The following is a 13,552-nucleotide window of genomic DNA, read 5'->3' as shown; positions in this document are numbered from 1 at the left end:
GTATGAGTGAGCCGATGTTGTTCACCTATGCCGCGGCATGCGGCTTTGTGTGGGCAGCGCTGTTGGCGACGGGGTACCAATTGGTGACCAGCCGCCCGGCGCGATTTGAAATGTTGTTCGGAGCCGGCGACGCGCCATTCTTTTCTCTGGTTTTCCAAGCTGTTCTGGTGGTCTGGGCCGCCCCTTACATCATTATGCGCAACGCGCTGCGGGGCCGGTTCATCGAACATCGACCTTTGGGGTGGTTGTTCGCAAGCTTCGGCGTCGCCACCCTTTGGAGCGCCTGTGTTGGTGTCCTGGTGCTCAGCTTCGCCCTTTCGGTTTCGTAAGCGCGGGCTCCCGGTCACGGTTGGGCGGTGTGTCGCTTTGAGACGCGGTGTTTCAACGCGAGGCAAACAGGGGTCTTCGGGGAGCACGCATGGCACTGTACGCACTTGATGACGCGGAACCCGAGATTGTCGACCCGGCTCGTACATGGATAGCGCCGTCCGCCCGGGTGATCGGCAAGGTGCGTCTCCATCCTGGAGCCAGTGTCTGGTTTGGCGCCGTTCTGCGCGGTGACAATGAATGGATCGACATCGGTCCTGATACCAACGTTCAGGACATGGTGATGATGCACACCGATATGGGTTTCCCGCTCACCGTGGGGCGCGGGTGCACCATTGGGCACAAGGCGATTTTGCATGGCTGTACGCTGGGTGACTTCGCCCTGATCGGGATGGGTGCCACCGTTCTGAACGGAGCACGGATCGGCAGCCGCTCGATCGTCGGTGCCAATGCCCTTGTGTCCGAGAACAAGACCATCGCGGAAGATAAACTCGCCGTTGGCGTGCCCGCACGTGAAGTGAAGTCTCTGGGCGAGGGCGCCGCTAGCATGCTTGAGAAATCAGCGGCCCACTATGTCGAGAACGCGGAGCGCTTCGCCAAGGGCCTCAAGCGCCTTGATCGGTAGCGATGGCGGGGTGGCTGGGCCGACCCAAGAACGTCCGCATATGACGTGATTCAGGCGCGCTGTCGCGTTTGCCAGTGCTCAAAATCTCCTCGAAAATCCTAATTACTGTACAGACCGACTCGAATTTCGCTTCAGATGCAATTGTCAGACTTTTAAGCATATTCACTGAATGGGTCACGAGCAAAATAATAGCGAACCTGTTTCGCCAAATCAGCTTTAAATAAGCAAAACAATTGTATGTTGATAGCCAAAAGTGGAAAGCCGCATGCACGTTATTCAACAGCTGCGAAAAATTTCACTTAATTAGGAAGTCATACTTCCCAAATCACTTGCAATCGGCTTCGATGGCACATGAATTGGATCGGAGATTGACATGTCTAACGACAAATGGGCTCGCAATGCAATCCAGAGCATCGTTCGCGAAAACCACGGGACGGCAGACACCCACCTCTTCAAACTGCCAACAAACTTTACAAAGGCAGACATATACTTGAAGGATGAGAGCACCCACCCCACCGGCAATTTGAAACATCGACTTGCTGCGTCTCTTTTCTTGCATGCCCTTTGTAATGGTAGAATCCATGAAGACACTACAGTATTCGAAGAATCCTCAGGAAACACTGCGATATCCGAAGCTTATTTCGCTCAGTTAATTGGAGTAAAATTTATTGCGGTGGTGGATAAAAACATCAGCGATGAAAAGAAAAAGCTTATAAAATTTTACGGCGGTCGTTTAGAGGTTTTTGACAGTTCCAACGCGCGAAAGAAAGCCATAAGACGACTTAAAAATCGTGGCTACTACTTTATGAACCAATTTAAGTATGCGGAGCAAGCTACCGATTGGCGCGGCAACAATAACATCGCAGAAACAATATTTTCTCAATTGCAGAGAGAGTCTAATCCCATACCTGACTACATAGTCGTTGGTGCAGGCACGGGTGGAACATCTGCTACGATTGGTCGATATATTAGATATAAAAATTTTCGGACTAAATTAGTAGTAGTTGACCCCTATAAGTCGGCGTTTTTTGGACATTGGGAAATGGGGGTAAAACAGCTGGACAAGAATGCAGAAGAGAATCTCGCAGAGGGAATCGGGCGACCACGGGTAGAGAAATCGTTTTTGAAAGAGGTTATCGATGACATGAAGCAAGTGTCTAATCGCGAGGCAATTGCGTCAATGCTTTGGCTTCATGAACTTACCAGGAAAAAGGCGGGCCCCTCCACCGGCTCAAATATTTGGGGTTCAATCCAGATAGCGATGGAAAACGAGAGCAAAGCAGGCGCCAAACCGATCACCATCGTGACTCTTATGTGCGACGGGGGTGAAATATATCCTGACCTGTATGACCCTAAAGCGCGCAGTCAGAAAAAAGGCCTTGAAGATCTCGGATATGAGACTCGCCTGCTGAACACCTTGTCAGCAACAAATCGTTGATGAAGTTTGGACGGGAACCCTCCAAAGTGCATTAAATTGATCGTCACTTTTTACCCCAACCGGTTGTCTTAGCCCTCGATAACTGTTGCGCTTTCAATCGTATATGCCCGACGCTGACATGGATCGCATGACAACGGAAGCAGTACTAAAATTGCTTCGGAAGTGTGATCAGACGCGCGGTACAGTTCTCCAAAACCTAACATTTTGGCACAGGTGTTTTGGTTAAGAGTTTTTGGCCTGGCATCCAACGCAGGCGGAACTGATACCTCGGGACGCAGTATTGCGAGTTTCTAACCTTAATTAGCAGTTTGTTATCCATCGTTGCCGTTTGCTCTTCGCCACGTAAACTTCGTGCGCGCCCTCTAACGCAAAGGTAACCCCCCGATGCTCACGTCATTTTCTCTAAAACAAGTGATCGCATCGGGCTTCGGCCTTGTGCTGTTGCTGATGGCGCTTCTCGCGATGATGTCCCTGCGCGGAACATCGAACATCGGTGACGTGTTCACCGACTACCGACAGGCGGCGCGAGAGAGCCTACTGGTAAACGACGCGAAGATTGACCTCATCACTGCACGTCTTGGCGTCATGCAATACCGCATCAGTAATGACGAGGCCGCTGCTGAGCGTGTCGCTAACAGCGTAACCGAGCTTCGTGCATTGAATGACGAGATCTCCTCGTTCTTGGTCGACCAGAACCTCGTTGCGCAGATTACTGGCCTTGAGGGTTCTTTGGACGACTACAAGGCAGGCTTTGCCGAGGTTGTAGACATTCAGGCCCGGCGTAACGAGCTTGTGCCACAGATGAACCAAGTTGGCCGCGATGCACGCACCACGATGACTGAGATCATCGAGAGTGCCTACAACGACGCGGACATTGAGGCCGCATATTATGGCGGGCTTGTTCAGCAACACCTGATGCTTGCGCGTTACTACGGTGAAAAGTTTCTGCTTGAAAATCGCGAAGACGATCGTGACCGCACCTATGCGGAGATTGAGACTGTTCGAGAGAACATGCGCACCCTCTTGGCGAGCTTGCAGAACCCGGTACGCCGCCGTCTAGCCGCGCAATTTGATGCTCAGGTGAACACCTTCGAGGGCCACTATGGTGAGATTGTAAGCCTCATTGAGACCCGCAACGGTATCCTACGGGATCGTTTAGACTCAATTGGCCCCGAACTGATGGCTGGCTATAACAGCGTTCTGTCGACTGTGGTGCATACCCAAAACACACTTGGGCCCCAGGCATCAGCCGATGTGGCCACCACGTTACGCAACACAACCATCATTGCTGTTGTCGCGTTCGCTCTCGGTGTCGCAGCCGCGTTCCTCATCGGACGACTTCTCTCCGGCTCAATCGCCCGTGTAGTTGGGCGCATGAATGAACTGGCAGGCGGACAACTCGACATTGAGATCATTGGTGCTGAGCGCAAGGATGAGCTTGGCGACATGGCGCGTGCGCTGTTGGTGTTCCAAGAAAATGGGCGAGAAAAGGTTCGTATTGAGGCGGAACAAAAAGAAGCCGAAGCTGCAGCCGAGGCGGAGAAGAGCCGTGCCATGGATGCCATGGCTGACGACTTTGAGGCGAATGTGAATGGCGTCGTGACAGCTGTTTCTAGCGCCGCTGAACAGATGGTCGGTTTGGCCGAGGTACTCAGCGAAGCGGCCAACCGGGCCTCTGAGCGCTCAACAGCTGTCGCAGCCGCCTCTGAAGAAGCATCCACTAATGTTGGCACTGTCGCTGCCGCCTCTGAAGAAATGTCGAACTCAATTTCAGAAGTGTCTGAGCGAGTTGGTCAGGCTGCCAGCATGACGAGTGACGCGGCTATGAGTGCAGAAGATTCAACGCAGATGGTGGGTAAGCTTGCTGTCGGCGCGCAGACCATTGGAAACGTGATTTCAATGATCTCTGACATTGCGGAGCAAACGAACCTACTTGCCCTCAATGCGACCATTGAAGCGGCGCGCGCAGGTGAAGCGGGCAAAGGGTTTGCCGTTGTTGCGACCGAGGTGAAAACCTTAGCTGAACAGACTGCGAAGGCCACTGAGCAAATCTCCACTCAGATCACCGGTATGCAAGGCGACACCGACGCCGTCGTATCAGCTATCGAGAAAATTGGAGGTATGATCAAGGAGCTGAACAGCACCTCATCATCGATTGCTGCTGCCGTGGAAGAGCAGCATTCGGCAACGCAAGAGATCGCCCGCAACACGCAGCAAGCGGCCGATGGTACGCAAGAAGTGTCCGAAAACATCTCCGAGGTTTCCTCCGCCGTCGAGCAAACAGGCTCCGCCGCGAATGATGTTAAGGCAGCGTCCTCACAGCTTGTTGGTGAAGCACAGCGCTTGCGTGAGAACGTTGGTCAATTCTTGGCCAACGTGAGGGCCGCATAGAGGTTCAAACCTCAGAAACGACCCGTGTTGGAAGTTCCAACAGGGGTCGTCCTGGCCGCTTGCCAATCGGTAGAAAAGGACGGTTTCTATCGGCTCTTATGTTCCAAAAACGTACCTTTTTGGAAACTCCAAAAACGGTCGTTTTTGGAACCAGAGTTTGCAAACCTGCCGACTAGGCCGAGACTGTTTTGACCATGAGATCTCGAAACCAGACGGACATGGGGGATCGGTCCACACTGCGGTTCCAGATGAGTTTCACCTCGATGCTGGGCAGATCGAAGGGCAATTCAAACATGACCAAGGGCATAACGTGGCACGCCTTCTTTGCCAGGCGTAACGGGATCACAGCGATCAGATCGGTCTCAATAACCAGGGGAGGCAGTGACCCGAAGTTGGCCACGCTGGCGCTTATCTCGCGCGACCGACCCATCCCCGCTAATGCCTCATCAACGATTGCTTTGCCCTCAGGTTGACGGGACATTGTTGCGTGCTTGCAGGCCAAATAGGTCTCGAGATTGAGTTCGTTCCCCCTGACGATGGGGTGTCCAAGGCGTGCGAGGCAGACGAAGGATTCACGAAAGACGACTTGATAGCTGAACCGCTTTGGTACCGCCGCCGCAGCGCAAACAGCTATGTCTGCTCGACCAAAATCGAGATCTTCTTCGAAGCTTTCGCCCACCAAAGATCTTACGCCCACATGAATGTTCGGAGCGTCTTTTTCGACGGTCCGAAGAAGATCGGGCAACACCGTTATTTCGATCAAATCATGGGTCAAGATCCGAAATGTTCCCGTCGCGGTTTTCGGAGAAAACACCTCGCCGACATTGAAGGCACTGTCCGCGGCAGCGACCGCTGCTTTCACATGATCGGCAGCGTCTAAGGCCAAGCGCGTGGGCACCATCCCTTGCGGTGTCCGAACGAAAAGCTCGTCGTCAAACAAAGCCCGCAGCCGGGCGAGCGCGTTGCTCATCGACGGTTGCGCCAGCCCGATACGGTTGGCTGCTCTGGTTACGCTGCGCTCTTCCAACATCGCTTGGAAGGCGACCAGCAGGTTCAGATCGACGGCGCTAATATTCTTCATGCCAATGATGATGATCTAAAAAATCAATTTGATCAATCAACGGCACCAGGCCCACCTTCATCTGGCTAGGACACGACGGTGACCAACGATGCCTGCAAAAAGATTTTTCATTCCAGTATCGGCGACGGCAATGACCGCGCTTATGGTTTTTTCTGCACCATTCGCGAACCTTGCTCATGCGGACGATCAGGCGCCCCACGCTGAGTGGGTGGAATTCTCCTACGAACCCTATCCACTGGCACGGATTTCCGCCGATGTAGACCGGTATCCCGAAGCCTTTCCGGCGACCCTTCGGGTTAGCCAGCATGGCGAGGTCGAGCATCTGGGTGATGGCGTGTTTGGCACGCACTGGTTTGTTGATGGGGGCGGGCCAGTTTGGCATTTCGTGACCGCAGGTGACCCCGCCGATGAGGTCGTGCTGATGGTGCACGGATACCCTGACACGTGGTGGGCGAACGCTGAGGTAATGGCGCTGCTATCCGACCATTACTATGTGATCGCCGTCGATGTACTTGGCTATGGGCAATCAGATAAAGGCCCGGAGATTGACGTGAGCTATGCCGGTGCTGCAGCGAGCCTGAGCACGCTTTTGGACAATATCGGCGTCTCGGACTTCAACCTCATCAGCCACGATCGCGGCACCATCGTCAGTGAAAATTTGATCGCGATCGACGGCATGAGTGAGCGCATCGCGGCCTACGTTCGGATGCAGCAATCTTTTGATCAGCCACACGGACTGCCACGTCCGCCCCATGAGGCAATGGCGTCTGTTGAGTTCCAAAGCCAGGATAACGTCGCGCGCACCGCATACTCCGGCGATTATGGCTCCGTACACTTCCCCGAGCGCTTTCTTCAGCGCCTTGATTGGGAGTTTGAGTTCGAAGGTACACCAGAAGCGGCCGCGCGCACGTTTCAAGGAACAAGCTTTGACATCGAGCTAGAATTCCGGATGGCCAACGTGATCGACAAGCTCACAATGCCAGTTCTGTTGATCCAGGGCGATCACGATCCAGGACAAAAGGCCGAGGAATATATGACATCCGCTGACTTATTGCCCGACGCGCGTGTCGCAATCGTTGGCGCGAACCATTTCCTCCATGCCGAAGACCCGCACATGGTGGCTGATCTGGCGCGGGAACTGTTCGAGAACGGCAATGAAAACCGGCCAGAGATGGTCTTTTCCCACCCCGTGACGTTCCAGTTCCCAGCGAAGAACTAACGGCAATCAAGGCACATTCATTCGGCCCGCAGCGGTCAGCGAATGTCCTCCACAATCTGAACCACGAACCCACGAGCCAGCACAGCGCTTGGCGTCGCCGGTAGCGCTTTGCCAATCAACGAGGATCACATGCTTTCAAAACTGACGACATCACTGCCCACCTGCCTGGTTGCTGTCGCTAGCCTTGCAGTCATGGCGGGCCCATCGCCGAGCGCCGCCCAAGATAGCAACCCGTTCGCACCGCCTACGCGAGCGTGGGAACAAGGCGCGATCTACAAGAACTCTGTGCCAACGGACTTCGACACCCACATTCTTGCCGAAACAGAAGCGGAGTTGGAGATCGTACAGCGGGTAATCGATATCTACGAGATATTCGTATCAGGCGCCACGAACGAGAACCTAGCCCCGTACATCTCGGACGAGTATATCCAGCATAGCATTTTTCTTCCCAATGGTCGCGCACCCTTGGCCGAACTTTTTGGCGGCTCGGTTGAGGAGCGAACGATTTCCATCGATATCCATCGGATCATCGTCTCGGGAAACTACGCCTTTGCCCATGTGAATTTTCGGAACCTTGATCACGACGACCCTCGCGATCTCGGGATTGCGGCGGTTGATATGTACCGTTTTGACGAAGAGACCGGGCTTCTAGAGGAGCACTGGGACGTGCTCCAAAACGTACCGTCACACTCCCCAAATCCGAACACGATGTTCCTGCTTGCCGAATAAGGAGAGCAATCCTATGCGTCTGAAAACACTCTTGGCGAGCACCACGCTAGTCTGTGCGACCTTTGCATCGTCTTTGGCTTTGGCCGATATTGCACCTCAGCCACCTGCGGTCGATCGTGCAATGCCATTTTATGACCGGCATAAGATCGACATAAGCAATCTGCGTGAGTTCTACGAGGGTCTGATGACAGCCGATGCGATGATCCATCGCGACGCCTTCTTTGACAGCACGACCAAATGGATGCTCACGCTGCGGCAAATGATCCTGTCAGAGAGCGGCCACCATACAGCGCGCAGCGCCTACCAGCTGTCGCTGATGGGTGTGCCACTGGAAGATATCCTCGCGATTTTCGATCCTAACTATGTCCAAAATCTTGAAGACCCCCGTCTCAAGGCAGCGTTCACCTATATAGACGTCATGGGACGGTACCCGATCACCTCCTCGGCGGATATCCATGCGCTTCTGCGCACCAACTACACCGACCGCGCCATTGCTGAGCTTATGCAACTGGGCGCCATCAACCACGCGTCAGCGACGCACGACGCGGTGCTCCCCATCGTTACCGACCAAGAAACGGTAGAATGGGCGATGGAGAACTTAGCGGCTGTCGGCTGGGAGCTGGGTCATAACGCACCGACCTCTCCTCAAGAGCAGCGCACAAACCCGTTTGTGGGCGAAGCTCAAATCGGTTTCGTTGCAGAAATCGATGCCAGCTGGGTGCGAGATGACTACGGCGCCGTCGATCCGGTTCTCGAGACCGATTGGCTCAACTTCGTCACCGGCTACGATGTCTCCATCGTGACCTTCGACGGGGATGGCGATGGCATAGAAGAACCGTTTGACGCGTTTCCAAGCACGCTTTTGCAATGGCAGGACGAAGACGCAATCGCCGCCAACGTCCCTGTGGAGGGAACGCCAGCTTTTGACGTCGCTGCCTATGACTACGACTACTATACCGGTCCACCCGAGGTCAGTTCGACAGTTCCCTACAGCGATCGTAACATGTTGGACACCTTTTGGGACCGGGGTGCCGCTTTCGGCACTTTGGCGATGGACGAGTACCTGCTGCAACGAGAGCGCAGCATGGATTTTCCAGAAATCTGGTCGCTGTTCTTCGTCTACCAGTTAGCCTCTGGCTGCGTACATTGCCAAGCACACGGTGCCTTCGGAATCTGGGACTACACCGAAGCCGATAATTTTTGGTCAGAAATTCCTGACGACCAGAAAGCCCCGCTTCTGGCCTACATCCAATCTCTCATGGACTTTGAGCGGTCTGAGCAGTTGGCGGATGATCCAGCCTTCAAATCCGCCCTTCGCTTTGCCCGCGATGCGGGGCGTTTGCCGACGCGCGTCACTGCCGCTCACATTGAAGAGCTGCGGCGTCACTATTCGGACCGACAAGTGCAAGAGATCCTTGCGATCCCGGTTGTGACGGCATGGCTGTCAGGCTCGATGCAATCGGTTGCCGCTGTCACAGACCAGCTCAGCATGTCTTGGACGCTGCGCAATCTTGGGCCACTGGGCTGGAAGCCAGGTGTTCACCTTGGCCTGCCCAGTGAGCAACGTGCCTACCATATGAGCGAGCTAGCCGACTTGATCCTGTCCGAGATCAACAGCGGAAAGGTCCCTGATGCCGCCAGCGAATGGAACGGTACCTTCACACCGCCGGCAATCGATACCGATAGCGACGGGGTGGAAGACGCATTCGACGGCTTCCCAGCCGATCCCAGCCGTTGGGCCGATACAGATCGTGACGGCACCGAAGACAGTTTGGATCCGGACATTGACGGCGACGGCATCGACAACGCAGCCGAGTTAGAGGCAGGCACCTATCCCTACAAGGCCGATTCCGACGGGGACGGCATTGGCGACATGGCCGAGCTTGAAGCAGGCACAGACCCAGTCGATCCACACATCTACTGAGAGGCGCGCCCGGGACATTTATCTCTCGGGCGCACGCTACCATTGCTGCGCTACGAACAACGGATGGAAGGTTTTGCTGATGACTTTGCAAAGAGGAGCCGACGTAGGGCTGCGCGCTTTACTGACACTTATTTTCGTAGCTGCAGGCGGTGCCAAACTGCTCGGTGTTTCGATGATGGTAGATATTTTCGAGACCATCGGGTGGGGCCAATGGTTTCGCTACGTGACCGCGCTTGTGGAGCTTGGTGCCGCCGCGCTTCTCTGGGTACCTGGCCTGAACGTTCTTGGCGCGGCCCTGCTGCTGGCGACCATGCTTTGTGGGGCGCTCTTCCACTTGTTGATTCTGGGACCCTCAGCAGTCCCCGCTCTCATTCTGGCGGCTTTTTGCGCAGCAGTCATCTACGTCCAACGCGCGCAGATAGAGCCGCTAGCCGCACGCTTCATGGCCAGGTCGTAGAGCCTGCCCAGTAAAGACCCTCTAACTGCTGACCATTCAGATGCAGCACTCCCATGCAGAACGAAAGAAAGACAAAAACATGAAGTTAAGACTATTAACCGCCCTGGCCATCTTGGCTCTACCAGCTGAAGGTTTGGCCTGGGAGAATGGCAGAGAGCTGACAGAGGTCATCTTTTCTAGTGTGGATACCACGGGCAATGGGACGCTGGATTTTGCCGAAGTAACCCAACTCACCCAAAGCATAGCTCTCTCTGCCGATACCGATGCAAATGAGCGCCTCAGTTTAGAGGAGTTCATGGCTTGGGATTTCGGCTTTGCGTACCTCGCACGGAGCGAAGGCAGAGCTGCCGATATGGCCTTGGTTAAGCGCGTCATGTTCGCAGTTACGGACTTAGATGCGAGCAAAGACATCGACGCTCGCGAGTTGCGCATAGGCACACGTCGAGATTTCGACCGCGCCGATTTCGATGGCAACGGTGTCCTCAGCGAAGACGAGTTTGAGCAAGGGTGGACGCCCATTGTAATGCTGCGCGCCGGTCAAGGGTCCTAGAACGCATCCAATCCTATTGCTGCGGCAAAACCTAGGGACCAGCCGATGAGCCAATCCACCATCTTAGCTTTTGCTGCAAGCAACAGCGCGGCCTCCATAAATGCGCAGCTTGTCCTGCATGCTGCAGAGACTCTGCGCGATGAGATGGGCGCTGACATCACGATTGAAACGCTCGATCTCGCCGATTTCGATATGCCTGTTTACAGCCCCGAAAGGCAGGCGGCAGGCATCCCAGCAGAGGCTCACGCATTCTACGATCGTTTGGGCGCCGCCGACGGCCTCATGATCTCTTTTGCCGAGTATAATGGAAACTATACGGCCGCATTTAAGAATGTTTTTGACTGGTGCAGCCGGATCAAGATGCAGATTTATCAGGACAAGCCGCTGTTTTTGATGGCCACCTCTCCAGGACGTGGCGGTGGTCAGAACGTGTTGCGCATCGCGTCCGAAGCCGCGCCGTTTTTCGGCGGGAAGCTCGCAGGGACGTTCAATTTCGGTCCCTTCGCTGAGCACTTCGATGCCGAAGGTGCGGGCGTTACCACGCCCGAGCTCAAGCGCGAACTTCGAAATCAGCTATCGAGCTTTTACGACGCTGTGAAAGCCCAACGGTGATGCTCCGAATGCAGCGAATGGGACCAGGGTGCAATGATCAATAACCCCGTCGCGAAACTTGCGCTCAAAGTATTCGTGAGCGCCATCACGATCTTCTACGGCTTCATTCCTGCTCTGGCAGACCTGAACGAAACGCACCTGTTCAATCCCCTGTGGAGCGAACATGCACGCTTCCATACGGCCTGGTTTCTCGCCTTCACCGCTGGGGTATCCAGCATTGCCTTGTTTTTGATTTGGCGCAGAGATGAGGTCTTTGTCCCAATCGCCCTTGGAATGATGTTTGCAGCGGGCTTCTGGGTGGCAACGCTGTTTCGCGACGGATACGGGGGCGCACTTGTCGATAGCAACGGCCATACGCACACCATTGCTGGGATCGAATCCAACATGTTCCTGTTTTCGGTCGTGAGCATCTTGCTCGTCGCTGCGCTTGTCGCGGCGATACGCATCTATCGCTCGCCATTCACCAATGGCTGAAAGAGCCCAAATTGCCGCGTTGATCCTGGCATTTGCGATGCTCTGGGTACCGCTTGGTCAACACGACTTTCTGCTCGAACATTGGATGAAGGTCGGCACCTTCATGGCTCCCTTCCTTGCGTTTGCCGCACTTGCCTTCAAATCGAGCGATACCAATTGGAGCGACGCGCGGATCCTCTCGCTAGGCCTACTGATCGCGTACATTGTCCATCAGTTTGAGGAGCACTGGGTCGATCTGTACGGCCAGACTTTCGCCTTCAAACCCTACCTCAACAGCTTTCTCTCAAACCTTATAGGGCAGCGAGATGGTACCGAACTCATTTCGGACGCGTCCATCTTTGTGATCAACACATCTCTTGTTTGGCTTGTTGGAACGTTGGCGATTTGGAAGGGCTCGCAGCACATCTTCGCGCCTCTGTGCATGGCCGCCATCGTTGTCGTGAACGGGATTAGCCATATCGGTGCGGCGGGCTTGGCCGGAGGCTACAATCCGGGCCTCTTAACGGCTGTGCTTGTGTTCTTGCCACTGGGCATTTTCGCCTACATCGCGCTCTTGAAGAGCGGTGCAGCTTCGGCCGGTCTTGTACTCGCCAGCCTGTTGTGGGGTCTCCTGGCGCATATCATCATGATAGGCGGGATCGTTCTGATGAACCGCACAGACGTCGCAAACGAGGTCATGTATTTTGTCGCCTTGATTTCTTGGTCGATCACGCCTGCCTTTGCGTTTTCGAATGACCGAGAGACCAGCGCCAGGCCATCCGGTGCAAGCTGATCAATCCTGGCAGCGAAGGTCTCTCCATCTGATCTAAAATGCTCCAAATCCTCACGTTTTTGGAGACTCCAAAAAGCGTCGTTTTTGGCACGGGTGTTTTGGGTAGGGGATTTTGGAAGGCGCTCAAGTGAGGAGCTGCCCTTGGGAACGTTCCTCTGATAGTCCTACCGAAAACACAGAGAGCTAGGGCCTGTCTATTGCCATATCGAATCCCAAACAGCATGGCCGCCGAACTTGGAGCATGGAACAACGGTGCCGGAGTTTCGCTCGAGGTATGGGCAGAGTGCGTGGGCAACTACAAGCTGGCAGTTGGCTACGCAGCCGTGCTTTGGCCAGAATTTGAGGCCGTAGGCAGATACATCGTTCACGAAGGAACGACCAAAGAAAATATCGAAGGCTTTGAAAGTCAGCCAGGTTCTACGCCTAAGGGCGTCGAGTGGGTTCTCAACCACCGGCACCTAGCAGATATTCACATTCATGATGATGACAATGTGTCAGCAGATAAGCTCCTTTTCTTGGGCAACATCGTAAAAGAAATGTGGGCAGCAAAACTGCAATTTCAGTTTCCAGACCGACCCTGCAAGGTGGAATTTTTCGTTCCGGAAGACCCCGAAGAGCTAGTAGATTACCAATTGTCCTTTTGGCAGAGCGATTGGGATTGACCTGAGACCCGACTTTCCTCCAGCGATTTGGAGAACCCGTCTGACCTGTGAAGCGCTCCCCAACGTACGCTCGGTCGGGCATTGAGTTTTCCGGACTAATGAAGCGCTCCCCAACGTACGCTCGGTCGGGCATTGAGTTTTCCGGACTAATGAAGCGCTCCCCAACGCGCCCTCGGTCGGGCATTGGGTTTTCTGGACCAAATCAGGAACACGGGCTGGATGCGTGTTCCGATTTCATCAGGTCCATGGGGACCTTATTGCCGATTGCTCCGTGAGGGCGATGCTCATTGT

The 13,552-nt window shown here is 54.6% G+C and carries 14 protein-coding genes; 13 read left to right on the top strand and 1 reads right to left on the bottom strand.

From position 1 onward, the window contains the following. Positions 1-2 precede the first annotated feature (2 nt). The 4 genes from AAF739_14215 to AAF739_14200 all read left to right on the top strand — a co-directional run bounded on the left by AAF739_14215 (position 3) and on the right by AAF739_14200 (position 4,781). Positions 3-329: a hypothetical protein gene (locus AAF739_14215; protein ID MEM6383823.1), complete on the top strand. Its 327-nt coding sequence runs from the start codon at positions 3-5 to the stop codon at positions 327-329. Between the two features lie 89 nt (positions 330-418). Beyond that, on the top strand, positions 419-952 hold the full coding sequence (locus AAF739_14210) for a gamma carbonic anhydrase family protein (GenBank protein MEM6383822.1): 534 nt from the start codon (positions 419-421) through the stop codon (positions 950-952). A gap of 373 nt (positions 953-1,325) precedes the next feature. After that, positions 1,326-2,390: a PLP-dependent cysteine synthase family protein gene (locus AAF739_14205; GenBank protein ID MEM6383821.1), complete on the top strand. Its 1,065-nt coding sequence runs from the start codon at positions 1,326-1,328 to the stop codon at positions 2,388-2,390. Positions 2,391-2,774: 384 nt separating this feature from the next. After that, a complete protein-coding gene (locus AAF739_14200; protein MEM6383820.1) occupies positions 2,775-4,781 on the top strand; it encodes a methyl-accepting chemotaxis protein in 2,007 nt (668 codons plus the stop codon). 172 nt (positions 4,782-4,953) lie between these two features. Here the strand turns inward: AAF739_14200 and AAF739_14195 are convergent, their stop codons facing one another. Beyond that, positions 4,954-5,862: a LysR family transcriptional regulator gene (locus AAF739_14195; GenBank protein MEM6383819.1), complete on the bottom strand. Its 909-nt coding sequence runs from the start codon at positions 5,860-5,862 to the stop codon at positions 4,954-4,956. Positions 5,863-5,950: 88 nt separating this feature from the next. On the opposite strand from AAF739_14195, the gene AAF739_14190 reads away from it, so the two are divergent. The 9 genes from AAF739_14190 to AAF739_14150 all read left to right on the top strand — a co-directional run bounded on the left by AAF739_14190 (position 5,951) and on the right by AAF739_14150 (position 13,261). Continuing rightward, entirely contained in the window at positions 5,951-7,081 is a 1,131-nt protein-coding gene (locus AAF739_14190; protein MEM6383818.1) for an alpha/beta fold hydrolase, read from the top strand. Positions 7,082-7,210: 129 nt separating this feature from the next. Further along, positions 7,211-7,810 carry a hypothetical protein gene (locus tag AAF739_14185; protein ID MEM6383817.1) on the top strand — a complete coding sequence of 200 codons (600 nt, stop codon included), beginning with the start codon at positions 7,211-7,213 and terminating at the stop codon, positions 7,808-7,810. A 13-nt stretch (positions 7,811-7,823) separates the two neighbouring features. Further along, positions 7,824-9,734, top strand: coding sequence for a hypothetical protein (locus AAF739_14180; protein ID MEM6383816.1), 1,911 nt, complete (start codon positions 7,824-7,826; stop codon positions 9,732-9,734). Between the two features lie 79 nt (positions 9,735-9,813). Then, the gene (locus AAF739_14175) at positions 9,814-10,191 is read left to right on the top strand and encodes a DoxX family protein (protein ID MEM6383815.1); all 378 of its coding nucleotides are present in this window, start codon (positions 9,814-9,816) and stop codon (positions 10,189-10,191) included. Positions 10,192-10,231: 40 nt separating this feature from the next. Next, positions 10,232-10,741 (top strand): hypothetical protein, encoded by a 510-nt coding sequence (locus AAF739_14170; protein ID MEM6383814.1) that lies wholly within the window; start codon positions 10,232-10,234, stop codon positions 10,739-10,741. Positions 10,742-10,786: 45 nt separating this feature from the next. After that, positions 10,787-11,353: an NAD(P)H-dependent oxidoreductase gene (locus AAF739_14165; protein ID MEM6383813.1), complete on the top strand. Its 567-nt coding sequence runs from the start codon at positions 10,787-10,789 to the stop codon at positions 11,351-11,353. Between the two features lie 33 nt (positions 11,354-11,386). Continuing rightward, positions 11,387-11,827 (top strand): DUF6640 family protein, encoded by a 441-nt coding sequence (locus tag AAF739_14160; GenBank protein ID MEM6383812.1) that lies wholly within the window; start codon positions 11,387-11,389, stop codon positions 11,825-11,827. Beyond that, entirely contained in the window at positions 11,820-12,599 is a 780-nt protein-coding gene (locus AAF739_14155) for an HXXEE domain-containing protein (GenBank protein MEM6383811.1), read from the top strand. Before AAF739_14160 ends, AAF739_14155 begins: the two co-directional genes overlap by 8 nt. A gap of 221 nt (positions 12,600-12,820) precedes the next feature. Further along, entirely contained in the window at positions 12,821-13,261 is a 441-nt protein-coding gene (locus AAF739_14150) for a hypothetical protein (protein ID MEM6383810.1), read from the top strand. The last annotated feature ends 291 nt before the right edge of the window (positions 13,262-13,552 follow it).

The organism is Pseudomonadota bacterium (genome assembly GCA_039024915.1).
In the GTDB taxonomy this organism is placed as follows: domain Bacteria; phylum Pseudomonadota; class Alphaproteobacteria; order Rhizobiales; family MH13; genus MH13.
Note: the sequence above shows the minus strand (reverse complement) of the source record. Positions and strands in the feature narration are given on the sequence as shown.

Excerpts from the sequence above, each read along its gene's own strand:
- AAF739_14215 (MEM6383823.1), top strand. The coding sequence starts at position 3 with ATGAGTGAGCCGATGTTGTTCACCTATGCCGCGGCATGCGGCTTTGTG.
- AAF739_14210 (MEM6383822.1), top strand. The coding sequence starts at position 419 with ATGGCACTGTACGCACTTGATGACGCGGAACCCGAGATTGTCGACCCG.
- AAF739_14205 (MEM6383821.1), top strand. The coding sequence starts at position 1,326 with ATGTCTAACGACAAATGGGCTCGCAATGCAATCCAGAGCATCGTTCGC.
- AAF739_14200 (MEM6383820.1), top strand. The coding sequence starts at position 2,775 with ATGCTCACGTCATTTTCTCTAAAACAAGTGATCGCATCGGGCTTCGGC.
- AAF739_14195 (MEM6383819.1), bottom strand. The coding sequence starts at position 5,862 with ATGAAGAATATTAGCGCCGTCGATCTGAACCTGCTGGTCGCCTTCCAA.
- AAF739_14190 (MEM6383818.1), top strand. The coding sequence starts at position 5,951 with ATGCCTGCAAAAAGATTTTTCATTCCAGTATCGGCGACGGCAATGACC.
- AAF739_14185 (MEM6383817.1), top strand. The coding sequence starts at position 7,211 with ATGCTTTCAAAACTGACGACATCACTGCCCACCTGCCTGGTTGCTGTC.
- AAF739_14180 (MEM6383816.1), top strand. The coding sequence starts at position 7,824 with ATGCGTCTGAAAACACTCTTGGCGAGCACCACGCTAGTCTGTGCGACC.
- AAF739_14175 (MEM6383815.1), top strand. The coding sequence starts at position 9,814 with ATGACTTTGCAAAGAGGAGCCGACGTAGGGCTGCGCGCTTTACTGACA.
- AAF739_14170 (MEM6383814.1), top strand. The coding sequence starts at position 10,232 with ATGCAGCACTCCCATGCAGAACGAAAGAAAGACAAAAACATGAAGTTA.
- AAF739_14165 (MEM6383813.1), top strand. The coding sequence starts at position 10,787 with ATGAGCCAATCCACCATCTTAGCTTTTGCTGCAAGCAACAGCGCGGCC.
- AAF739_14160 (MEM6383812.1), top strand. The coding sequence starts at position 11,387 with ATGATCAATAACCCCGTCGCGAAACTTGCGCTCAAAGTATTCGTGAGC.
- AAF739_14155 (MEM6383811.1), top strand. The coding sequence starts at position 11,820 with ATGGCTGAAAGAGCCCAAATTGCCGCGTTGATCCTGGCATTTGCGATG.
- AAF739_14150 (MEM6383810.1), top strand. The coding sequence starts at position 12,821 with ATGGCCGCCGAACTTGGAGCATGGAACAACGGTGCCGGAGTTTCGCTC.